At 59.2% G+C, this 21,456-nt stretch carries 18 protein-coding genes and 4 tRNA genes; 10 read left to right on the top strand and 12 right to left on the bottom strand.

Features of this window, described 5'->3' with window-relative positions:
• Positions 1–57 precede the first annotated feature (57 nt).
• The 5 genes from clpB to B3I26_RS01810 all read left to right on the top strand — a co-directional run bounded on the left by clpB (position 58) and on the right by B3I26_RS01810 (position 3,308).
• Positions 58–2,622 (top strand): ATP-dependent chaperone ClpB, encoded by a 2,565-nt coding sequence (gene clpB / locus B3I26_RS01830; protein WP_296254533.1) that lies wholly within the window; start codon positions 58–60, stop codon positions 2,620–2,622.
• Between the two features lie 258 nt (positions 2,623–2,880).
• Positions 2,881–2,956: transfer RNA gene (locus B3I26_RS01825), tRNA-Asn, on the top strand.
• 20 nt (positions 2,957–2,976) lie between these two features.
• Positions 2,977–3,053 (top strand) — tRNA-Pro (locus B3I26_RS01820).
• A 5-nt stretch (positions 3,054–3,058) separates the two neighbouring features.
• A tRNA-Lys gene (locus B3I26_RS01815) sits at positions 3,059–3,134 on the top strand.
• Positions 3,135–3,231: 97 nt separating this feature from the next.
• Positions 3,232–3,308 (top strand) — tRNA-Pro (locus B3I26_RS01810).
• A 221-nt stretch (positions 3,309–3,529) separates the two neighbouring features.
• Here B3I26_RS01810 and B3I26_RS01805 read toward each other — a convergent pair.
• The 5 genes from B3I26_RS01805 to B3I26_RS01785 are packed head-to-tail and all read right to left on the bottom strand — an operon-like array spanning position 3,530 to position 9,842.
• Positions 3,530–4,876: a TolC family outer membrane protein gene (locus B3I26_RS01805; RefSeq protein ID WP_296254531.1), complete on the bottom strand. Its 1,347-nt coding sequence runs from the start codon at positions 4,874–4,876 to the stop codon at positions 3,530–3,532.
• Positions 4,877–4,889: 13 nt separating this feature from the next.
• Positions 4,890–6,194, bottom strand: coding sequence for an HlyD family type I secretion periplasmic adaptor subunit (locus tag B3I26_RS01800; protein ID WP_296254529.1), 1,305 nt, complete (start codon positions 6,192–6,194; stop codon positions 4,890–4,892).
• Positions 6,187–7,956: a type I secretion system permease/ATPase gene (locus B3I26_RS01795; protein ID WP_296254527.1), complete on the bottom strand. Its 1,770-nt coding sequence runs from the start codon at positions 7,954–7,956 to the stop codon at positions 6,187–6,189. The genes B3I26_RS01800 and B3I26_RS01795 overlap by 8 nt, the downstream gene beginning before the upstream one ends.
• A 25-nt stretch (positions 7,957–7,981) precedes the next feature.
• Entirely contained in the window at positions 7,982–8,374 is a 393-nt protein-coding gene (locus B3I26_RS01790) for an AprI/Inh family metalloprotease inhibitor (protein WP_296254525.1), read from the bottom strand.
• Between the two features lie 52 nt (positions 8,375–8,426).
• Complete coding sequence (locus B3I26_RS01785) at positions 8,427–9,842, bottom strand: serralysin family metalloprotease (protein WP_296254523.1); 1,416 nt, start codon at positions 9,840–9,842, stop codon at positions 8,427–8,429.
• A gap of 501 nt (positions 9,843–10,343) precedes the next feature.
• On the opposite strand from B3I26_RS01785, the gene B3I26_RS01780 reads away from it, so the two are divergent.
• Positions 10,344–10,625 carry a hypothetical protein gene (locus B3I26_RS01780; protein ID WP_296254521.1) on the top strand — a complete coding sequence of 94 codons (282 nt, stop codon included), beginning with the start codon at positions 10,344–10,346 and terminating at the stop codon, positions 10,623–10,625.
• 52 nt (positions 10,626–10,677) lie between these two features.
• Here B3I26_RS01780 and B3I26_RS01775 read toward each other — a convergent pair whose 3' ends face one another.
• From B3I26_RS01775 to B3I26_RS01765, 3 genes are all read right to left on the bottom strand, one after another.
• Positions 10,678–11,976: an NAD(P)/FAD-dependent oxidoreductase gene (locus tag B3I26_RS01775; protein ID WP_296254519.1), complete on the bottom strand. Its 1,299-nt coding sequence runs from the start codon at positions 11,974–11,976 to the stop codon at positions 10,678–10,680.
• A gap of 394 nt (positions 11,977–12,370) precedes the next feature.
• Positions 12,371–13,000, bottom strand: coding sequence for a DUF1780 domain-containing protein (locus B3I26_RS01770; RefSeq protein WP_296254518.1), 630 nt, complete (start codon positions 12,998–13,000; stop codon positions 12,371–12,373).
• Positions 13,001–13,152: 152 nt separating this feature from the next.
• Positions 13,153–14,055: a helix-turn-helix transcriptional regulator gene (locus B3I26_RS01765; RefSeq protein WP_296254516.1), complete on the bottom strand. Its 903-nt coding sequence runs from the start codon at positions 14,053–14,055 to the stop codon at positions 13,153–13,155.
• 320 nt (positions 14,056–14,375) lie between these two features.
• Between B3I26_RS01765 and B3I26_RS01760 the strand changes: the two genes are divergently transcribed.
• From B3I26_RS01760 to B3I26_RS01745, 4 genes are all read left to right on the top strand, one after another.
• Entirely contained in the window at positions 14,376–15,719 is a 1,344-nt protein-coding gene (locus tag B3I26_RS01760; RefSeq protein WP_409522056.1) for an MFS transporter, read from the top strand.
• A 172-nt stretch (positions 15,720–15,891) separates the two neighbouring features.
• On the top strand, positions 15,892–16,608 hold the full coding sequence (locus B3I26_RS01755; protein WP_296254605.1) for a fumarylacetoacetate hydrolase family protein: 717 nt from the start codon (positions 15,892–15,894) through the stop codon (positions 16,606–16,608).
• A 30-nt stretch (positions 16,609–16,638) separates the two neighbouring features.
• Complete coding sequence (locus tag B3I26_RS01750; RefSeq protein ID WP_296254514.1) at positions 16,639–17,403, top strand: SDR family oxidoreductase; 765 nt, start codon at positions 16,639–16,641, stop codon at positions 17,401–17,403.
• 32 nt (positions 17,404–17,435) lie between these two features.
• Positions 17,436–18,389 carry a 2-hydroxyacid dehydrogenase gene (locus B3I26_RS01745; RefSeq protein ID WP_296254512.1) on the top strand — a complete coding sequence of 318 codons (954 nt, stop codon included), beginning with the start codon at positions 17,436–17,438 and terminating at the stop codon, positions 18,387–18,389.
• Between the two features lie 138 nt (positions 18,390–18,527).
• On the opposite strand, the gene yacG is transcribed toward B3I26_RS01745, so the two are convergent.
• From yacG to B3I26_RS01725, 4 genes are read right to left on the bottom strand one after another with little or no spacing between them, the layout of a single operon-like run.
• A complete protein-coding gene (yacG, locus tag B3I26_RS01740) occupies positions 18,528–18,731 on the bottom strand; it encodes a DNA gyrase inhibitor YacG (RefSeq protein WP_296254509.1) in 204 nt (67 codons plus the stop codon).
• Positions 18,731–19,351 (bottom strand): dephospho-CoA kinase, encoded by a 621-nt coding sequence (coaE, locus tag B3I26_RS01735; protein ID WP_296254507.1) that lies wholly within the window; start codon positions 19,349–19,351, stop codon positions 18,731–18,733. The genes yacG and coaE overlap by 1 nt, the downstream gene beginning before the upstream one ends.
• Complete coding sequence (locus B3I26_RS01730; RefSeq protein WP_296254506.1) at positions 19,348–20,220, bottom strand: prepilin peptidase; 873 nt, start codon at positions 20,218–20,220, stop codon at positions 19,348–19,350. The genes coaE and B3I26_RS01730 overlap by 4 nt, the downstream gene beginning before the upstream one ends.
• A gap of 2 nt (positions 20,221–20,222) precedes the next feature.
• Positions 20,223–21,455: a type II secretion system F family protein gene (locus tag B3I26_RS01725; RefSeq protein ID WP_296254504.1), complete on the bottom strand. Its 1,233-nt coding sequence runs from the start codon at positions 21,453–21,455 to the stop codon at positions 20,223–20,225.
• Position 21,456 lies beyond the last annotated feature (1 nt).

Below are 21,456 nucleotides of genomic sequence, written 5' to 3'. Positions count from 1 at the left end.
GGTTTTCGTTATTAAGGTGTGTTCATTGCTCCGGCCTGCCCATTAGGAAGGTGACCAATGCGTATTGACCGTTTAACCAGCAAGTTACAGCTCGCTTTATCTGACTCCCAATCTTTAGCCGTGGGTATGGACCATCCCGCCATCGAGCCAGCGCACCTGATGCAGGCGCTGCTCGAGCAACAGGGCGGTTCGATCAAACCCCTGCTGCTGCAAGTCGGCTTCGACATCAACAGCCTGCGCAAGGCGTTGAGCAAGGAGCTTGACCAACTGCCCAAGATTCAAAACCCCACCGGCGACGTGAATATGTCGCAGGATCTGGCGCGCCTGCTCAACCAGGCCGATCGCCTGGCCCAACAGAAGGGCGACCAGTTCATCTCCAGCGAGCTGGTATTGCTCGCGGCGATGGATGAGAACAGCAAGCTGGGCAAGCTGCTGCTCGGCCAGGGCGTCAGCAAGAAGGCGCTGGAAAACGCCATCAGCAACCTGCGCGGCGGCGATGCGGTCAACGACCCGAACGCTGAAGAATCGCGCCAGGCGCTGGACAAGTACACCGTCGACCTGACCAAGCGCGCCGAAGAGGGCAAGCTTGATCCGGTGATTGGCCGTGACGACGAAATTCGCCGGACCATCCAGGTGCTGCAGCGCCGTACCAAGAACAACCCGGTGCTGATCGGCGAGCCTGGCGTGGGTAAAACCGCGATCGCCGAAGGTTTGGCACAACGCATCATCAATGGCGAAGTGCCGGATGGTCTGCGCGGCAAGCGGCTGCTGTCGCTGGACATGGGTTCGCTGATCGCGGGCGCCAAGTTCCGTGGTGAGTTCGAGGAGCGCCTGAAAGCCGTGCTCAATGAGCTTTCCAAGCAGGAAGGCCAGGTAATCCTATTCATCGACGAACTGCACACCATGGTCGGGGCGGGCAAGGCAGAAGGCTCGATGGATGCAGGCAACATGCTCAAGCCTGCGCTGGCCCGAGGCGAATTGCACTGCGTCGGTGCCACGACACTCAACGAGTACCGCCAATATATAGAAAAGGATGCGGCCCTCGAACGGCGCTTCCAGAAAGTGCTGGTGGACGAGCCGAGTGAAGAAGACACCATTGCGATCTTGCGTGGCCTCAAGGAGCGATATGAGGTTCACCACAAGGTGGCGATCACTGACGGCGCAATCATTGCCGCAGCCAAGCTCAGCCATCGTTACATCACCGACCGTCAACTGCCGGACAAGGCCATTGACCTGATCGACGAAGCGGCCAGCCGTATCCGCATGGAAATCGACTCCAAGCCGGAAGTGCTTGATCGCCTGGAGCGCCGTCTGATTCAGTTGAAGGTCGAATCCCAGGCATTGAAGAAAGAAGACGACGAGGCCGCGATCAAGCGCCTGGACAAACTTCAGGAGGAAATCCAGCGGCTGGAACGCGAATACGCCGATCTGGAAGAAGTCTGGACGTCGGAGAAAGCTGAAGTAACCGGTTCCGCGCAGATTCAGCAGAAGATCGAGCAGTCGCGTCAGGAACTGGAGGCCGCTCGTCGTCGCGGCGACCTTAATCGCATGGCCGAACTGCAGTATGGGGTCATTCCCGACCTGGAGCGCAGCCTGCAGATGGTCGATCAGCACGGCAAACCGGAAAACCAGCTGCTGCGCAACAAGGTGACCGAGGAAGAAATCGCCGAGGTGGTGTCGAAGTGGACCGGGATTCCGGTGTCCAAGATGCTCGAAGGCGAGCGCGACAAGCTGCTGAAGATGGAAAGCCTGCTGCATCAACGTGTGATCGGGCAGAACGAGGCAGTAGTGGCCGTGGCCAACGCGGTGCGCCGCTCGCGAGCCGGGTTGTCCGACCCGAATCGGCCAAGCGGTTCGTTCATGTTTCTCGGCCCGACCGGCGTGGGTAAGACCGAGCTGTGCAAGGCGCTGGCCGAGTTCCTGTTCGACACCGAAGAGGCCATGGTGCGCATCGACATGTCCGAGTTCATGGAGAAACATTCCGTGGCTCGTCTGATCGGTGCACCACCAGGATATGTCGGTTACGAGGAGGGCGGCTACCTGACCGAAGCCGTGCGGCGCAAGCCTTACTCGGTGATCCTGCTGGACGAGGTGGAAAAGGCGCATCCGGACGTTTTTAACATTCTGCTGCAGGTGCTCGAAGATGGCCGACTGACCGACAGTCATGGTCGTACCGTCGATTTCCGCAACACGGTGATCGTCATGACCTCCAACTTGGGTTCGGCCCGTATTCAGGAGTTGGTCGGTGATCGCGAAGCGCAGCGTGCTGCGGTGATGGACGCGGTAGGAACGCACTTCCGTCCGGAGTTCATCAACCGGGTCGACGAAGTGGTGATCTTCGAACCGCTGGGCCATGACCAGATTGCTGGCATCGCGGAGATTCAACTGGGACGGCTGCGCCAGCGTCTGGCCGAGCGAGAGCTGAGTCTGGAACTGAGCCCTGAAGCCCTGGAGAAGTTGATCGCGGTGGGCTACGACCCGGTATATGGTGCGCGTCCACTCAAGCGTGCGATTCAGCGCTGGATCGAGAACCCGCTGGCGCAGATGATTCTGTCCGGCGGCTTCATGCCAGGCACCAGTATCAGGGGCACTGTGGTGAACGACGAAATCGCTTTCGCCTGATGCATCGTCTGTCTATCTATATAGAAGAATGAGAGGGCGCCCCCGGTGGGCGCCCTTTTTTTCTGAGCGGGTGATTGCTGCCAGGCGCCGGATTTTCGAGGCTTGCAGGCGATCTCGAAAAAAAGTCGCAAATCATTGTCTTAAAAGCAATTTGGAGGGTTGACAGCTATTTCTGGGAATGTAGAATAGCGCGCCTCAGAGACGTGAACGCAGCGATGCAGACAGGTCGAAGAGGCTGAAATTGTGAAGTTATTCAGTTCCGTGATAGCTCAGTCGGTAGAGCAAATGACTGTTAATCATTGGGTCCCAGGTTCGAGTCCTGGTCACGGAGCCAATTTCAGAAGGTAATACCGTCGGGGTATAGCGCAGTCCGGTAGCGCGCCTGCTTTGGGAGCAGGATGTCAGGAGTTCGAATCCCCTTACCCCGACCATTTTTGGGTCGTTAGCTCAGTTGGTAGAGCAGTTGGCTTTTAACCAATTGGTCGTAGGTTCGAATCCCACACGACCCACCATTTTTGGCTTCAAGGGTAACCTTGGAGCCGAATCTTAAAGATCTGATGCCATTCGCATCACATCGCAGGCAGCTTGTTGAGGTGTCTTGAATTTAAACGGGGTATAGCGCAGTCCGGTAGCGCGCCTGCTTTGGGAGCAGGATGTCAGGAGTTCGAATCCCCTTACCCCGACCATTTTGAATATGCCTGGATTGAAGACAGTGTCTTTGAGTCCGGGCATTTTTTCGTCTGTCGTAAATACCGGGACAGCTGCTAGGTGAGTGATGACGACATCCTTGGCGCCTTCCATCCATTAGCCCTGCGAACTGCTGAACATCACCTTCACAGGCAAAGAGCCCAGCAACGCATTCGCGCACTGGGCATTCTCGTAGGGTTGCTGAGGCGACTGCTTGGTTTCAGCGATACGAGTTTCCCGTACCAAAGGCTTCATCGACCCGCGCCAATTGCTCGCCGGTCAGGGTGCCTGCGTAATAATGCAACTTGATCCAGGCCATCAAGTACTCATATCGAGTCTTGGCCAGGTCCTGACGAGTGCTGTAAAGCTGTTGTTGCGCATTCAGTTCGTCCAGGTTGACCCGCTCGCCACCCTTGATGCTGTATTGAGTGGACACCACTAATGCCTCCGCCGAGGCCAACGCCTTGTCATAAGCGCGGATTTTCTGCACCCCCGTGGCGCAGGCGTTGAACTGGCGACGCAACTGGATCAGGGTCTCACGGGTTTTCCCCTCGAGGTCATATTCTGCTTGTTCCAGGCTACGACTGGCCTGGCGACTGGAAGCGCTGACGCTACCGCCTGCGTACAGCGGCAGACTGATTTCCAGGCCGATGGTATTGGTGTCGTAACGCTGGTTGTAGGTATTGCCGCTGTCGGATTCCATGCTGCGTACAGTGGCGTAGGCGTTGAGCTTGGGCAGATGCCCGGCCACGTTGCGTTTCACCTCTTGGTGCGCGACTTCCAGCAGTTGGCGCTGCGAGGCGAGGTCGGCGTTTTCGCTCAAGGCGATGGCATTCCACGCCTCGTAAGTGGCTGGCGTCAGGGCCAGAAAATTGAAGGGTGTGCGCAGGGGCGCCAGGTCTTCGATACGCACTTCGGGCGTGCCGATCAAGGCGCCCAGTTCCCGCAGCGCAGCGTCCTGTTCATTCTGCGCTTCGATTTCCTCGGCGCCGGCCAGTTCATAACGTGACTCTGCTTCCAGGATGTCGGTGTTGGTGCCTTCACCCTGATCGAACATCTGCCGGTTTTGCTCGAACTGCCGCTCGAATGCTTTTTTCTTGGCCTCGGCAATCTCGATCTGGTCGCGGCTGAACAGCGCCTGGCTGTAAGCGGACAACACCCGCACCAGCAATTCCTGACTTTTAGCTCGAAAGGCCTGGTCGGCAAACAGGGCCTGCGCCACACCCTTGCGGTAATTGGCATAGGCTTCGTAATCGATGATTGGCTGCTGCAGGCTTAATGTCGAACCGAAACTGTTGTAGTGACGGTCCTCGCGGGTGTTGGGCCGCGAGTCGCTTTTGTACGTAGCCTGGGAGTCGTTGCGGCCTTTGTTGTAGTTCCAGGCGACGCGAGGCAAGAGTCCGGCACGGCCGATATTGCGATTTTCCAGTCCTGCGTCGCGCTCCTTCATGGCGCCGAGGAATACCGGATCGTTACGCAAGGCTTGCTCATAAACGTCAAATAAACCCATTGCCTGGGCGTGCATGTTGGCGCTGATCCATAGCACCGCGGTTAGCCAGATTTTCATGTACCGAAACATCCTATTCCTCGGTCAGTGCCAGTCCTGCGCGGTCCATCAAAGGCTTGAACAGGTAGTTGAGAAGAGAGCGCTCGCCGGTGCGCACGAACATCTGCGCTGGCATGCCAGGTTTGATCACCAGGCCCTGCAGCTTGGCCAACGCTTGGTCGGTGACGCTGCTGCGCACGATGTAGTAAGGCTGGCCGCTACGCTCATCGAGCAGTTGGTCGGCAGAAATCAGGCTGACCGTGGCATCTACGCGCGGCGTACGGCTCTGATTGAACGCAGTGAAGAGCACCTCCACCGGCAACTGCTCGGCCACCTTGTCGACCATGTGCACCGGCAGGTGGCCTTCGATCTCAAGGCCTTCGCCCTGTGGCACGATTTCCAGTAGTGATTCACCGGCGTGCACCACCGCGCCCTCGGTATGCACCGAAAGGTTGACGGCGATTCCGTCGGCCGGCGCATCGATTTCACTGTGGGTCAGACTGAATTGCGCCGAGGCCAATTGCTGGCTCAAGGTGATGCTTTTGAGTTCGGCGTCCGCCAATTGCCCGCGTACCTCCTTCTGATATTCCTCGACACCCTGCTGCAGGCTCAGCCGTGATTGCTCGATTTGCTGGGCGACGCGCCCTGTGTCACCGGTGTTCTGCGCCAGGTCACGTTGCACCTGAGACAGCTGCCGGTCGTAGTCCATCAAGCGGTTGCGGGCGATATAGCCGCGCTCGGCCAGCGGTCGCAGGTTGTCCAGTTGTTGGCGCAATGACTCGGCCTGTGCCTGAAGGTCATTGCGCGCCTGGCGCATGCCCGCAAGCTGGGCAACGCCACCTTCGATGGTGGCCCGAATGCCTGCCTGGGAGCGTTGGAATGCCTGGTGACGGCTGCTGAACAGTTGCCGCTGGCCTTCCAGCACGCCGAGCAACTGTGGAGATGCTCCCTGCAACAGGGACTCGGGAAAACGCACCTGCACACTGCCATCGCGTTCGGCCTGGAGCCTGGCGATGCTGGCCTGTGCCAGCTCGTACTGGGCGCGCAACGATTGCACGTCGGCCTGGACCTGTGTGTGGTCAAGCTGGAACAGCGGCTGGCCCTGACGCACCACCTGGCCCTCGCGCACCATGATGCGACTGACCACGCCGCTGTCCACCGACTGCACGGCCTTGCGCTTGCCTGAAACCACCACCGTGCCAGGCACCGCGATGCCTTGGTCGAGCGGGGCAAGTGCAGCCCAGAGGAAAAAACTGCCGGCACCGAGCAACGCCAGCCACCAACCCACCCTGACGAAAAACTGCGCACTGCGCTCGGGTTTGACGATCTGTTCATTCATGGCGCTGGCCTCCTTGCTGCGCGCCAAGCTGGCGACTGAAACTCACCCCCTGCGCCCGTTCAGGCGCTGGCGGAGCGCCCGACAGAGCCTTGAGGACATCGACTGTGGGGCCGAACAGTTGTAGGCGACCTTCATTGAGCACCAGCAGGCGGTCGGTCTGATTCAGCACGGCTGAGCGATGGGTGATCAGAATCACCGTGCAACGGCGAGCCTTGAGTTGTGCGATGGCGGCGGCCAGCGCGGTTTCGCCGTTACTGTCGAGGTTGGAGTTGGGCTCGTCGAGCACCACCAGCTGCGGCTCTCCATACAACGCGCGAGCGAGGGCCACTCGCTGTTTTTGCCCGCCGGACAGTCCCGAGCCGCCGTCGCCCAGTTGCGTGTCATACCCGTGGGGCAGACGCAGGATCATCTCGTGCACGCCAGCCAGGCGCGCTGCGGTCACCACTTTATGCGGGTCGGCGGCGGTAAAGCGGGCAATGTTGTCGGCGATGCTGCCGCTGAACAGTTCGATGTCCTGGGGCAGGTAACCGACGTGTGTGCCCAGGGCGTCGCGGTCCCAGCGGTGCAGCTCGGCGCCGTCTAGCCGGACCACCCCGGCCAGCGGCTGCCAGATGCCAATCAGCACCCGGGCCAGGGTGGACTTGCCTGACCCCGAAGCCCCCAATACGCCCAATATTTCGCCTGCCTTCACGGCAAAACTCAGTTGCTGCAGGGTAACTGTGTCACGCCCCGGCGGTGCGGCGCTGATGTGCTCGACGCTGAGATGCCCGGTGGGAGCGGGCAGGGGCATGGGCGTTGGACGCTCGGGGTGGGCGATCAGCAGCGCGTCGAGCCGCTGCCACGCCAGCCGGGCCGAACTCCACTGTTTCCAGACGGCGATCAGTTGATCAATGGGTGCCAGCGCACGACCCATCAGGATGGAGCCGGCGATCATCATGCCCCCGCTCATCTGGCCCTCTATCACCAGCAGTGCACCCAGCCCCAGCACCAGCGATTGCAGGCACAAACGCAGGCATTTGCTAAGCGAGCCGATCAGCGCGCCGATATCACTGGCGCGGTTTTGCCGCTCCAGAAACCGGCTGTGCAGGGCGAACCAGCGCTGGCGCAAAGGCACCAGCATGCCCATCGCCTGGATAGCCTCGGCGTTATTCAGGTGACTCCCGGATAACTGGCTCGATACCACGGAAAAATGCCCCGCCTGAGCCAGCGGCTTGCGGGTCAGCGCTTCGTTCAGCCAGGCCAGGGCGATCAGCGCTAACGCTCCAACGCTGGCGAACAAACCCAACCAGGGATTGAACAGAAAGATCACCGCCAGGTAAATGGGGAACCACGGTGCATCGAAAAAAGCGAACAGCGCGGGGCCTGTGGCGAACTGCCGGACCAGCGTCAGATCGGCCAGCGCCTGGGAAGCATTGCCTTCGCCTTGCCTGAGGTTGCGTTCGAAAGCCGCCTGGTAGACCTGCAGATTCAGGCGCCGCTCCATGTCGCTGCCGATGCGAATCACCACAAAGCTGCGCACGGCCTCCATCAGCCCGATGAACAGAAAAAAGGCAATCACCATCACGGTGAGCATCGCCAGCGTGGTTTCGTTTTGCGACGACAGTACGCGGTCGTACACCTGTAGCATGTAAACCGAGGGCACCAGCATCAGCACGTTAATCAGCGCGGTAAAGGCGCCGATGCTCAGCAGAACGCCTTTATACGCCTTGAGCGTCGCCCACATAGGAGCACGCGGCAGAGGGCTTGGCCGGCCTTGGGTCATGGGTTTCATCCTTGAAAAAAAAGCGTCAGGAGCGTGGGGTTGCGTTTACCGCGTCGCGTTGCAGGAAAAGGGTGCGTCCATCGGGCAGATGAGCCATGTAGAACCCATCGCGCTGGCGACCCATGTGCACCAGCAGTTCGTCATGGTTGTCCACCAAGGCAATGCCATCAGGCGTCGGATACCAGGTCGCCGGTGTGCCGCCCAGCCAGTGACCGGCACAGGCCAGATCGCCTGCCAGGCGCTCGTCCTGTTCCTGCAGAATCAATGCACAGGGTTTCTGCGCCTGGTCTTCGGGGTAAAGCTGCCAGGGGCCGGCCAGTTCGGCGGGGCTTGCGAGGCGTAGGCTGCTGGCCATGAGGTGAGCTCCGCTGAGGGTAAAAAGCGTCGTGAACAGGCACGCCGCAGTCTTGAAATTCATCGATCTGCTCCAGATCAGGCAGAGGCGGCGCTTGCACGCCGCCCCCTCAGGCTTAGACCACGATGTCAGTCGTGGCAGCCTGACCTATGGTGTTAACCACGAAATCGGCCGTACGGTCACCCGTGAGGTCGATCGACAAGGTGCTTCCAGTGCTGACCTGGGAGAGCACGGCTTGGCCAGCCGTCCCACTGAAAGCGTTGACGAAAACCAGCGGTATGTGGCTTGTCGCAAACTCCGGCATACCTGACAGATCGATTTTGTCCTGACCGCTGACGAAATCCATGATCTGGTCCGGGGCCGACGGCCGTGAGTCGCTGCTGGCTGCGAATACAAACGTATCCGCGCCCGTACCGCCCCACAGTTTATCGGCACCGCCACCACCGAAGATGATGTCGTTGCCGGCACCACCCCGGAGTTCGTTGGCAGCGCTATTGCCAATGATCAGGTCATTGCCCGAGCCGCCAATGGCGTTCTCGATGACCACACCTTTGGCAATGGACACGTTACCCACCAAGCCGCCGACATCCGAAAACGAAGCCTCGTTGAGGTTGATTTTCTGGTTGTTGGAGTAGCCGGAGAAGTCCAGGGTGTCCTTGCCACCGCCGTCCCATACCGCGAATACCAGCTTGGACGACGAAGACGTCGCCGAGTAGTAGTCACGATCGGCTGTGGAGTTGAACCCGTAGGTGGTGTCGCCGGCACGTGTCGCGAGATTGGCGCCGTACAGCTTTTGTACGGCGGCAATATCGTCGAGCAAAGGTGCCGAGGAGTAGGCGCCTTTGTCGTTTTGCCCGGTGTTGGTTTCGCTCCAGTAGCTCATCACGCTGTAGCCGCGAGTGTCCTGGGCGTAGGTGGCATCGGCGTAGGTCGGGTTGCCGTTCCCGGCGTTGTAATCGCCAGGGTGCGACAGGCCCAGGGTATGGCCGATTTCGTGGGTAAGGGTCTGGCGCCCGTAGTTGTTGGTGCCAGGGTTGGCGTTGACCTGGTAGCTGTTGTTGATCATGTACCAGGACTGACCTGCATACGAGCTGCCATCAGGGAGATAGGCAAACGCCGCACCGCCGTTGTCACCGCTGTAGTTGCCGAACGTCAGGTGCCCGTCACCGCCGGAGTTGGCTTGGGTGAAGGTGACTTTCGCTACATCGGCCCAGGATTGCATCGACAGCTTGGCCTGGGATTGCTGCAACGCCGAAAAAGCGCTGAACGTGCCCAGGGTGCGATCGAAATCGGCGGGTCGGCTGGTCAGGAAGGTGTAGGTCAACTCAATGGTGCCGTTGCCGTTGTTGTCTACCCATGCCGCCTTGTCGCGCAAGATGTAGTCGGCCGCTTTGTCCACCGTGTACGACGGTTTTCCGTTGATCGTGCTGCCGCCTCGATCGTATTGGTGGCTGAACGAGTTGAGTTGGTTGTAGGCAGAGCTTGGGCCCTGCGGCGTTACGCTGAGAGCATTAAGTTTAAGTTTCGACATTCAGACACATCCTTGTCTGCGTTGAAAAAAGATCGAATGACCTCAATGGCGAGGTCATCCAATCACTCGCTTGATGCGTGAAGCGGGGAAAAATTGGCACACACCTGGGACGATCGTCCAGCGATTTTGTGAAAAATGTATCAGGATTTTTCAGATTTGTAACAAATGCGACAAACATTTGTATGCAAGTGGCAGGGTGGCGTTACACCTTACGAACGCGTCTAGACTGCCCGGCTAGAGTGTTTCATATGAAGTGCATTCATCATTTGCGACACTACTTCTGCAAATCGGTCTGCCCAACACCTCAAAAAACGCCAAGCGATAGCTGCGCATTGAAGATGCAGGCAACTTGAGGGCTTTCGCTATATGAAAATTTATACAGCGATAGTTATCATGGGCAGCCAGTCGGCGCGCTTAGCGGTCATGAAGCGGCCCGTCGATGACCTGAAACTGCTCAGATCACTCTGTTCAGTGCAGACACTTTTTCGAAGAGACACCGCCATGAGGCCGAATTTGAAAGCCCGCACCTATCCCTACACTGCGTGGGTGCTGACCCGTAGCTTCGTCGTATTGGAAGTCGAGCTGATTGGGCCCACCGCAGACGGCCTGAACGAACGTTCTGCCAAGGGCAAGTGGTATGCGCCGGATACGCTCTTCCACTCCCACGCGGCTGCAGTGAGTGCTGGCCGGATGCGCATTGACGCTGCGCGTGCCGAGATCGCCAGAAGGGCGGCTGTGCTGGAGGAAAAAAGCGCGCTGCTGGACCGGATGTCGGGACGCTGAGTGCAGGATGAAACCCGCCACATGATGTGCGGCGGGCTCTTTCATTGTTGAATCAGTGCAACTTCATCCGCGGCTCGGTGCCGCGCCCGATCCGGCTGCCGAGCACCAGCATCAGCGTACGGAACATGCCGTACAGCGCCATTTGGTGCATGCGGTACAACGAGATGTAGAACATCCGCGCCAGCCAGCCTTCGAGCATCACGCTCCCGGTCAGGTTGCCCATCAGGTTGCCCACTGCCGAGAATTTCGACAGCGAAATCAGCGAGCCGTAGTCCTTGTAGCGGTACTCCGGCAACTCGCCGCCTTCGATGCGCTGCTTGAGCGACTTCACCAGCATCGACGCTTGCTGATGCGCGGCCTGTGCGCGAGGCGGAACATTGCGATCGGTGCCTTTTTGCGGGCAGGCCGCGCAGTCACCAAACGCGAAGATATTGTCATCGCGAGTGGTCTGCAGGGTCGGGCGCACCTGCAGTTGATTGATGCGATTGGTTTCAAGCCCGGCGATGCCTTCCAGGAATGCCGGAGCGCGAATACCCGCCGCCCAGACTTTCAGGGTTGCCGCAATCACCTGACCACTCGCCGTCACCAAGCCCTCTGCCGTCACTTCGCTGACCGCCGAGTTGGTCATTACCGTCACGCCCAGCTTCTCCAGTGTCTTGTGCACCGGCCCGCCAATGCGCTCGGGCAGGGCCGGGAGCACCCGCGGCCCGGCCTCGATGACGGTGATTCGCAAATTCTCCGGTTTGATCTGGCCCAAGCCGTAGGCCGCCAGTTCTTGAGCGGCGTTGTGCAACTCGGCTGCCAGTTCGACACCCGTAGCGCCTGCGCCAACGATGGCAATGTTGATCTCTTCGCAGGCAGGCGACTGGCTGGCGTGGGCGCGCAGGTAGCGGTTGAGCAACTGCTGATGGAAGCGCTCGGCCTGCTTGCGGGTATCGAGGAACAGGCAGTGCTCTGCAGCACCTTTGGTGCCGAAGTCGTTGGTGGTGCTGCCGACCGAAATCACCAGCGAGTCATAATCCAGGCTGCGTGCCGGAACCAGTTCGTCGCCGTCCTCGTCCGGCGTGGCCGCCAGATGAATCTGCTTCTTCTCGCGGTCCAGGCCGACCATCCGCCCCAACTGAAACTGGAAATGGTTCCACTTGCCTTGTGCCACATAGTTCAACTCGTCCTCGTAGGAGTTCAGCGAACCGGCGGCCACTTCGTGCAGCAGAGGTTTCCAGATGTGGGTCAGGTTAGCGTCCACCAGCGTGACGCTGGCGGTGCCTTTCTTGCCAAGGGTTTTACCCAGACGGGTAGCCAGCTCCAGACCACCGGCGCCTCCGCCGACGATCACGATACGATGAGTCATGGGGATATCTCATAAGGCTTAAGGAATTCTTGGATGGCTCTATCCGAGCGAGCGCCAGGCAGCTCAAAGCTTCGGATACTTCAATAAATGGCTCAACGGGCTCAACCCGACCACCACGACAGGCACCGGCATAAGGAGCGGGCAGGATCGAAACTGCGAGCGCTCGACTCGATGCTCTGGCACTGGGCTGTGGCGCATGAAGATACCCTTCGACCCGGTTCCGGGCGTCGGGGTTCAGGCGACAGGTCATAAAGCCTCGTCATGGACATTGACCGGCGTCAGCGAGCGACGGTCTGCAATCGGTTAACCTCGTTGACGACCGACTCCGGCCGTGGGTTACACCGGATATCAACGAGCAATGCCGCTTTGTATCATTGGCGCGCAAATTGCGCCATCACAGGCTGATCCCCACATCGAAGACCACGCTGCGCCCCAGGTTCGTGCGCAGAAAGTCCGGCGCCTCGGGGTGTGCAAACAGCACGCGGGCAAAGGTCGGGCCCACCAGCGATAGCGAGCGCCAACCCTGGCGCAGATACTCGGTGGGCGGTGGGAAGTGGCTGTTCAGATCCAGTACCTCGCGCTTGAGGCTGGCGAAGGCAATGATGTCCAGTTCGCTCAGATCCAACCCGCGTTCCTGGTAGTTGTGCGCTTTCTTGCGCAAGGTCGGCGCCAGGCGACGAAGCAATTCGGAGGCGGGAATGCGCTTGGGCTTGGCCTCACGCCGCACCAATTGACTCAGGGAAAACGCACTGCGCCGCCGTTGCAGCTCTTCACGCCATTCATCATTGAGCCGCCGGCCTTCGTCGAGCACGAAGAACACTTCAAAACACGCATCGCGAAACAGTACGTCCGGCGGCTCTTGCCCGGCGGGCAGGAAGTCGTCGGTGCGATGGGCAATGTTCAGGCCTTGCAGCAAACGCTGGCACACCCAACGCTCACGCTCCCACTTGCGCGCGTTGGACAAAAACGCATTGGCTTGCTCGGCCTGGATCGTCAACAGACGTAGGTAGTCGGAGTCATCCATGAGGGCAAGCTTAGCGGCCTGGCGGGAAGATGAAACCAGTGCATGGACATAAATTAACGGGCCGCTACCAAGCACCAGGGTTGGCGGTAGCGATTACCAGGCCGCCGCCGCTGGCAGGCCGGGCTGCTACGGATTGCGACTAGGCCGTGGCACTACAAATCCCGCTGCTTGCGAAACTGTCCAGGCGGCATGCCGTGGGCGTGGCGGAAGCGGCGGGAGAAGTAGGCTTCGTCGGCGAACCCGCACAGGCGCGCCACTTCGCCCACCGGTTTGCTGCCATTGAGCAGCAGAGCGCGGGCCAGGTGCATGCGGCGTTCGAGCACCAGTTCACTGAACGTCTTGCCGACTTCCTTGCGCAGCCAGTGGGTCAGGTAGTTCGGCGAGAGAAAAGCCGCAGAGGCTGCTTTCTTCAGGCTCAGATCCGGGTCGCTGAGGTTTTGACGTACGTATTCGGACATGCGCGCCAGGGCATCACGGCGGCTGCGCTCAGCGGCGTTGTCGTCAGCCAGCCGTTTGATCGGCTCGGCGTAAAGCTCGCAGACCGTGCCGATCAGTTGCAACAGGCAGCCCTTGAGAATTTCCCGAGTGCCGAACCGGCGATGCTGGTCCAGTGCGCGCATGCGGTCCAGCAGGCGCTGAACCTCGGCGAAATCCTGCGCGTTCAGCGTGAAATCCAGGTGCTCCTGAAAGCGGAACGGCGACAGTTCCGGCGCGAGCGCAATCGCGACATCCTCCAGATCCAGGGGATCGCATTGCAACTGCGGCAGCAGGAAGGTCTGGGCGAAATTGATCAGCAGAAAGTTGCCCTCTGCCGGGTGCGGAATCAGATGCAGTTTGTGCGGCAGGATGAACGCCAGGGTGTTGCGGGGAAAGGGCCGCACCACGCCGCCAATGTGCTGCACAGTGTCACCGCCCAAATTGATCTGGATCTGAAAATATTCGTGGCGGTGGGGCGCGGTTTCGGGCTTGCCCTCGGTCTTGCCGCGAATGTAGAAATCTGGCCGCTCACTGCGTTGCTGCATGCCGTAGGTAGGTACGCGGTTGGCAGAGTCCATCGTGGGTTCCTCGAGGTGCTGATGTATTGTCAGTTGTCCTATGACTATATTCAAAACCTTTCTGTTCTCAGCCTTCAATTCTGCTGTCCAAAAAGATTGCTTTGTTGCTGAATGCAGAAACCGCTCTACCACAACGTTTTCGGACGAAAAACTAGCTGGTATTGGATTCGGCGCGCGCGCAAGAATTTTTGGACAAATACTGACGAGACATGGCTGAAATCCAAAAACGGTCTAAGCGATCGCTTGTTTAAACTCAGTCGTACGATAAGTTAAGGGTGCGCTTCATTACTCGATTCCAATAAAAACAACGAGGAATTTTCATGTCGAGCCATCCTGATTCTCAGGCGATCGATGCTGTCGTGGCCGTTCCCAGGGCTGCAGCGCCTGCACGCCCCGTGTCCCATCGCCGCTGGTTCATGCTCTCGCTGTTGTTGATCGCCACGATCATCAACTACGTGGACCGGGTCAACATTTCCATCGCCGCACCCTTCATGGCCAAGGACCTGGGATTGGATAAGGTCCAGATGGGCCTGATCTTCTCCGCGTTCGCCTGGACCTATGCATTCGCGCTGGTGCCTGCCGGGTTTATCGCTGACCGCTTCGGCTCGCGGCTGACCTACGGCGCCTCCTTGATCTCCTGGTCGGCAGTCACCGTTTGCCAAGGCCTGGTCGGCGGTTTTTCCTCGCTGTTTGGATTGCGCCTTGCCATCGGCGCCATGGAGGCCCCGGCATTTCCGGCCAACAGCCGAGCGGTGACTGTTTGGTTCCCGGCTCGGGAACGTGGCATGGCCAGCAGCATCTACGTCTGCGGGCAATACCTGGGCACGGCGCTGTTTACCGGTTTGCTGTTGTGGCTGGCAACTACCTACGATTGGCGTCACGTGTTCTACAGCACCGGCATCGTCGGCATTCTGTTCGGGGTTGCCTGGCTTTACCTGTATCGCGACCCGCTGAACTGCAAGAAGGTCAGCAAGGAAGAACTGGAATATATCGAGGCGGGCGGCGGGTTGGTCAAAAGCAGCCAGGACAAGAACACATTCAAGTGGGCGCAAATCGCCGAACTGCTCAAATATCGCCAGGTGTGGGCAATATGCATCGGCAAATTCGCCAGCACTTCGGCCCTGTATTTCTTCCTGACCTGGTTCCCCACTTACCTGATTGAAGAGCGTCACCTGACGATGGTCAAAGTCGGCATTTTCGCAGTGCTGCCCTTCATCGGCGCAACGGTAGGCGTATTGCTGGCGGGGTTTATTTCCGACTGGATGATCCGCCGCGGTGTATCGCTGTCCTTGGCCCGCAAACTGCCGCTGGTGGTGGGATCGGCGCTGGGTATGTCGATCATGCTGGTCAACTTCACCGACTCCAACGAGGTCTGCATCGCCCTGCTGACCGTCGCCTTCTTCGCACAAGGCATCGCATCGGCTTCCTGGGCAGCGGTGTCGGAAATCGCCCCCAAAGAGCTGATTGGCCTGACCGGTGGCATCACCAGTCTGGCGGCGAATATTGGCGGCATCGTCACGCCGATCGTCATCGGCCAGATCCTGCACTTGACCGGCAACTTCGCCTGGGCCTTCTGGTTCATCGGTGGCGTGGCCTGCATCGGCACCTTGTCTTATTCGCTGCTGCTGGGGCGTATCTACCGCATTCAGCTCAAGGCGCAGTGAAGCATTACGAATGTGTGTGACCTTCTGCCGAACTAGGCAAGGGCGTACGTGAGTACGCCTTTTTTATGCCCCGGACATTGAGTTTTTTAGTCCAGCGCGAACACGGTTTTGTCCAACTTTCGGGCAGTTCCATCCCGTAGTCTCTGGATGAAACGGCCGCCGGCCATGAGGAATTTTCATGAGCAACTTTGTATTCGAACCCGCGCCCATCCCCAGCCTGCCGGTCTACGACAGCGCAGCCCGGTTCCCCATCGCCCGCGTATTCTGCCTGGGGCGCAATTACCACTGGGGCGACTCATTGAATGCCGTGCGCCAAGTGCCGGCGTTTTTCATGAAGCCTGCGACTTCGGTCATCGACGCCACCGGCGAGCTGGCTTTTCCGACCCAGACCGAACAGTTCTGCCATGAAATCGAACTGGTGATCGCCATCGGCAAGGACGGCTTCGAAATCAGCGAAGAGCAGGCGCTGGATCACGTTTGGGGCTACGCCGCAGGACTCGATCTGACCCGCCGCGACCTGCAAATGGCGGCCAAGGCCGTGGGCAATCCCTGGGAGCCGGCCAAGGCGTTCGACGGCTCGGCACCGATCACCCCGATTCAGCCCGCCACCCTGGGGCATCACCCGACACAAGGCGCCATCTGGCTCAGCGTCAACGGCATCGAGCGCCAGCGTTCGGATCTTGAATGCCAGATCTGGTCAGTGAGCGAAATCATCAGCCAGCTTTCCCACTCGGTTGGCCTGCGCGCGGGCGATCTGATCATGACCGGCACACCGCCCGGCGTGGCGGCCTTGGAAGCGGGCGACGTGATCAAAGGTGGCATCAGCGGTATCGGCGAATTCGAAGTGCGGGTCGGCAGCCGACGCGCTCCTCGTGCCACTCAGAACTGAAGTATTCAGACACGCAACAGGAGAACAACAATGACTGAACAATCGAACTCGAAAATTGCCCTGGTGACCGGCGCCGGCAGCGGTATCGGTCGCGCCGTCGCGCTGGGCCTGCTGGAAGACGGTTACAAGGTGGTGGTCACCGGGCGGCGCATCGAGCCGCTGGAAGAATTGGCCTGCCTGGCGCGCGAGCAAGGTGGCGAAGCATTGGCGGTGTCCACCGATGTGCGAGATCCGGCGAGCGTCGACAAACTGTTCGCGACCATCGAAGAAGTCTATGGCCGACTCGATGTGGTGTTCAACAACGCAGGCGTCAACGCCCCCGCCGTGCCGATGGATGAATTGCCCATCGAGAAATGGCTGAGCGTGATCGACACCAACGTCACAGGGGTTTTCCTGTGCAGCCGAGGCGCGTTCGGCCTGATGCGCAAGCAGTCGCCACAAGGCGGCCGGATCATCAACAACGGCTCGATTTCCGCTCACGTGCCACGCCCGTTCACCGGCCCTTACACCGCCAGCAAACACGCAGTATTGGGCCTGACCAAAAGCCTGGCGCTGGACGGGCGCGAGTTCAATATCGCTTGCAGCCAGATCGACATCGGTAACGCGCTCACCGAATTATCGGTGCGCATGACCAAGGGCGTGCGCCAGGCCAATGGTTCGATTGCGGTCGAGCCGATGATCGACGTCAAACACATCGCCGACGCCGTACGCTACATCTCGGCGCTGCCGCTGTCGGCCAACGTGCTGAACATGACTGTCATGGCGACCAATATGCCTTTCGTGGGCCGTGGTTGATACTCACCGAATTCGACGCGAGCGAGACGCCAATGAAAGCTGAAATCCTGCAACTGAGCCCCATCCTGATCCCTGAAATCAACGCGCAACTTAACGCGCTGTACACCGTGCGGCCCTATTTCCAGCAGAGCGACAAGGCTGCGTACCTGGCTGAGCACGGCGCCAATATCCGGGGCGTGATCACCGGTGGGCACACCGGCATTACCCGCGCAGTGATGGAGCAACTGCCGAATGTGAAAGTCATCGCGGTTAACGGTGTCGGCACCGATGCCGTGGATCTGGCCTATGCGCGCGACCGTGGCATTCGCGTCACCGCCACCATTGGTGCACTGACCGAAGACGTCGCCGACCTTGCCATCGGCCTGCTGATTTCGGCCTGTCGCGGGCTGGGCACCGGTGATCGCTACGTGCGCTCCGGCGCCTGGGCTAAGACCGCGACACCTTTGGTGCCGTTGCCACTGGCGCGTCAGTTCAGTGGCATGCGTGTCGGCATCGTCGGGCTGGGCCGGGTAGGGCGGGCTGTCGCCACCCGCGCGGCTGCTTTCGGTTGCCCGATCAGCTACACCGACCTCAACCCCATGAGCGACGTGCCGTACACCTTTGTTGGTGAGTTGCTGGAGCTGGCGCGTCAGAGCGACGCGCTGATCGTCGCTGCTGCCGCGGACAAAGCCAAAGGCATCATCGATGCCAAGGTGCTGGAAGCGTTGGGTGCGCACGGGTATCTGATCAACGTGGCACGCGGCAGCCTGGTCAACGAACCCGACTTGATCGCTGCGTTACAGTCAGGTGCGATTGCGGGAGCAGGACTGGACGTATTCGTCGATGAACCGAATGTGCCGCCAGTGTTGTTTGACCTGGAAACCGTCACCCTGCAACCCCACCGCGCCAGCGCCACCGTGCAAACCCGCACGCGGATGGGCGAGATGGTGCTGGCGAGTCTGGCGGCCGTTTTCGAAGGCAAGGAGCCGGTCGGGGCCGTGGCCTGAGATTATGAGGTGTGAGGTTCTGAGCATGACCCTGTAGCAGCTCGGCGTCCTTGAGATCGCGATAGCCGGCAAGCCGCGCTGCTGCAAAGGGAGCGTTTGGGGGAAGGCTGTTCCGCAGTGCTGTTTGATGGGTTTGAATCAATGCTGCCGCGGATCGAACTCGCCCGAAAACAGTTCGTCTTCTGCGTCCGGCGCCACCGGAATCGCATGCTCCTCCGACGCCCAGGCGCCGAGGTCGATCAGCTTGCAGCGGTCCGAACAAAACGGCCGGAATTTGCTCTCCGGCGTCCATTCCACCGGCGCTCCGCAGGTTGGGCAATCGACGGTCATTGGTTGGCTCATCATTGGCCTCCACGCAAAGTTAGATAAAAGTGATGCAGTCGTTCGACTTCGCTTTTCAGCCAGGCCGGGTCGCGATCATTGACGATCACGTCATCAGCGCGGCTCAGACGTTCTGCACGACTGGCCTGCACCTTGAGGATTGCGCGAACCTGCTCCTCGTTGGTCTTGTCGCGCAGCACCGTGCGCTCGATCTGTACCGCTTCAGGCACATCGATCACCAGCACCCGCTGCACGGTCTGGTGCTGCGAAGTCTCCAGCAATAACGGCGACACCAGAATCGCGTAAGAAGACTCCGCGCGCGCCAGATACTGGCGAATTTCCTCGCGAATCAGTGGATGCAACAAAGCTTCAAGCCAGGTGCGCTGTGAGGGATCCTTGAAAATCAGCTCACGCAGCGCTGCGCGGTCCAGCGTGCCGTCTGCCTGCAGCACCTGCGCACCGAAGTGTTCGGCAATCTGCGCCAAGGCTGGACGTCCTGGCTCGACCACCCAGCGCGCAGCATTATCGGCGTCCACCAGATGCACGCCCAGCTCGACAAAGCACTGCGCCGCCGCGCTTTTGCCACTGCCAATGCCGCCAGTCAGGCCAAGGATCCAGGGTGTTGCTGCGGACAAAATCATCTGAAACCGGCGATCTGCAAATACGAAGTGGTTATTTGATCACCCCAAAGCAATGCGATCCACCCCGCAATGGCCAGATAAGGCCCGAACGGTATGGGCGTACTCGTCTGGACGTTGCGCAAGCGCAACAGAATCAGGCCCAACACCGCGCCGACAATCGACGACAGCAAAATCGTCAACGGCAAAATCTGCCAGCCACCCCACGCGCCGAGCATCGCCAGCAACTTGAAATCGCCATAGCCCATGCCTTCCTTGCCGGTCACCAGCTTGAACAGCCAAAACACCGCCCACAGCACCAGATACCCTGACACTGCACCCCACAACGCGTCAGTCAACGAAGCGAACAACCCGAACGAATTAACGATCAAGCCCAGCCACAACAACGGCAACACAATCGCATCCGGCAACAGTTGGTGGTCGGCATCAATCAAGCTCATCGACAACAACCCCCAACTCAACACCAACACCGCCGCCGCTTCCCAACCAAAGCCAAAATGCCAGGCCACGAAGCCAGACAACACCCCACACGCCAGCTCCACCAGTGGGTAGCGCTTGCTGATGGGAGCCTTGCAACTGGAGCACTTACCGCCCAGGAACAGGTAACTGATCACTGGCAGGTTTTCCCATGGGCGAATCTTGTGCGAGCAATGTGGACAGCGCGAGTGGGGGAGAATCAGGTTGAAGGTTTCGCTTTCCGGTTCTGACGGCAGTCCCAGCACTTCCCGCGCCTGGATTTTCCAGTCACGGAACATCATTTTCGGGAGGCGATAGATAACGACGTTGAGAAAGCTGCCGACGAGAAGGCCCAAAACGAAGGTGCATAAAACGAAGGCCAGCGGGGAGCTGGCCAGGAGGTCGAGGAGGGACATGGTTAGACGACGTTTCCGAGCTGGAAGATGGGGAGGTACATGGCAATGACGAGGCCACCGACGATGACGCCCAATACCGCCATGATCATAGGTTCCATGAGGCTGGTGAGGCTGTCTACCATGTTGTCGACCTCTTCCTCGTAATACGTCGCCACTTTGTCGAGCATGGAGTCCAGAGCCCCGGACTCTTCACCGATGGCAGTCATCTGCACAGCAAGTGTGGGGAAGACGCCCGTACTGCGCATAGAGAAATTCAGCTGCATGCCCGTGGAGACATCCTGCTTTACCTTATTTACCGCATTCCTGAAAACAATATTCCCCGTGGCTCCTGAAACGGAATCCAGAGCCTCCACCAAAGGCACCCCTGCAGCGAACGTCGTTGCCAATGTGCGGGCATATCGAGCAACGGCTGACTTATAGAGTAATTGCCCGATGATCGGGAGTTTAAGCAGCGTACGATCAAGCCCATTTCTGAACTTTTCGGACGTCTTACGTGCATGCCTGAACCCCACAACGATCAAGAAAACCACAATCAACAAAATGAGCCAGTAATCCTGCAGCACTTGAGAAAGGCCGATAACCATGACAGTGAAAGCCGGTAAATCTGCGCCAAATCCGGCAAAGAGCTGCTGGAACTGAGGAACCACCTTGATCAGCAAAATACCGCTCACAATGAACGCAACGATCACTACGGCGATTGGATATGTCATCGCTTTCTTGATTTTCGCTTTCAGCGACTCGGTTTTTTCCTTGTAGGTAGCGACCCTGTCCAAGAGGGATTCCAGCGCCCCGGCTTGTTCGCCAGCGTCGACCAGATTGCAAAACAAGTCATCAAAATACTGAGGCTTTTGTCGCAGGGCAGTCGCGAAGCTGTGCCCGGCAGCCACCTCGTGCTTTATGTCGTCGACGAGCTTGCGCATGTTCGGATTGGCGGAGCCTTCGCTAATAATGTCGAAGGATTGCAGCAGTGGAACCCCTGCTTTCATCATGGTCGCCATCTGCCGCGAGAAAAAAGCGATATCCAGCGGCTTTATTTTTTTGCCCGCGCTGAAAATGGACACCGACTTTTTGCGGATCTTGAGCGGGTTGATGCCTTGCTTACGCAACTGTGCTTTGATCAAGGCAGGATTGTGTCCGGGTAACTCGCCGGTCACTTTGGCGCCTTTTTTGTCTACACCTTCCCAAGCGTATACAACAGGTTTGGCCACCTTGGTTTTTTTTGCTTTGGTTGCCATG

Origin of the sequence: Pseudomonas sp. UBA5706 (assembly GCF_002419965.1) — a bacterium.
Classification (GTDB): domain Bacteria; phylum Pseudomonadota; class Gammaproteobacteria; order Pseudomonadales; family Pseudomonadaceae; genus Aquipseudomonas.
Note: the sequence above shows the minus strand (reverse complement) of the source record. Positions and strands in the feature narration are given on the sequence as shown.

What these genes read in the sequence shown, in the direction of transcription:
- B3I26_RS01730 (WP_296254506.1), bottom strand. Translation starts at nt 20,220, where the DNA reads ATGTCCCTCCTCGACCTCCTGGCCAGCTCCCCGCTGGCCTTCGTTTTA.
- B3I26_RS01775 (WP_296254519.1), bottom strand. Translation starts at nt 11,976, where the DNA reads ATGACTCATCGTATCGTGATCGTCGGCGGAGGCGCCGGTGGTCTGGAG.
- B3I26_RS01770 (WP_296254518.1), bottom strand. Translation starts at nt 13,000, where the DNA reads ATGGATGACTCCGACTACCTACGTCTGTTGACGATCCAGGCCGAGCAA.
- B3I26_RS01795 (WP_296254527.1), bottom strand. Translation starts at nt 7,956, where the DNA reads ATGACCCAAGGCCGGCCAAGCCCTCTGCCGCGTGCTCCTATGTGGGCG.
- B3I26_RS01790 (WP_296254525.1), bottom strand. Translation starts at nt 8,374, where the DNA reads ATGAATTTCAAGACTGCGGCGTGCCTGTTCACGACGCTTTTTACCCTC.
- B3I26_RS01750 (WP_296254514.1), top strand. Translation starts at nt 16,639, where the DNA reads ATGACTGAACAATCGAACTCGAAAATTGCCCTGGTGACCGGCGCCGGC.
- clpB (WP_296254533.1), top strand. Translation starts at nt 58, where the DNA reads ATGCGTATTGACCGTTTAACCAGCAAGTTACAGCTCGCTTTATCTGAC.
- B3I26_RS01745 (WP_296254512.1), top strand. Translation starts at nt 17,436, where the DNA reads ATGAAAGCTGAAATCCTGCAACTGAGCCCCATCCTGATCCCTGAAATC.
- B3I26_RS01800 (WP_296254529.1), bottom strand. Translation starts at nt 6,194, where the DNA reads ATGAATGAACAGATCGTCAAACCCGAGCGCAGTGCGCAGTTTTTCGTC.
- B3I26_RS01780 (WP_296254521.1), top strand. Translation starts at nt 10,344, where the DNA reads ATGAGGCCGAATTTGAAAGCCCGCACCTATCCCTACACTGCGTGGGTG.
- B3I26_RS01785 (WP_296254523.1), bottom strand. Translation starts at nt 9,842, where the DNA reads ATGTCGAAACTTAAACTTAATGCTCTCAGCGTAACGCCGCAGGGCCCA.
- coaE (WP_296254507.1), bottom strand. Translation starts at nt 19,351, where the DNA reads ATGATTTTGTCCGCAGCAACACCCTGGATCCTTGGCCTGACTGGCGGC.
- B3I26_RS01725 (WP_296254504.1), bottom strand. Translation starts at nt 21,455, where the DNA reads ATGGCAACCAAAGCAAAAAAAACCAAGGTGGCCAAACCTGTTGTATAC.
- B3I26_RS01765 (WP_296254516.1), bottom strand. Translation starts at nt 14,055, where the DNA reads ATGGACTCTGCCAACCGCGTACCTACCTACGGCATGCAGCAACGCAGT.
- B3I26_RS01805 (WP_296254531.1), bottom strand. Translation starts at nt 4,876, where the DNA reads ATGAAAATCTGGCTAACCGCGGTGCTATGGATCAGCGCCAACATGCAC.
- yacG (WP_296254509.1), bottom strand. Translation starts at nt 18,731, where the DNA reads ATGAGCCAACCAATGACCGTCGATTGCCCAACCTGCGGAGCGCCGGTG.
- B3I26_RS01760 (WP_409522056.1), top strand. Translation starts at nt 14,376, where the DNA reads ATGTCGAGCCATCCTGATTCTCAGGCGATCGATGCTGTCGTGGCCGTT.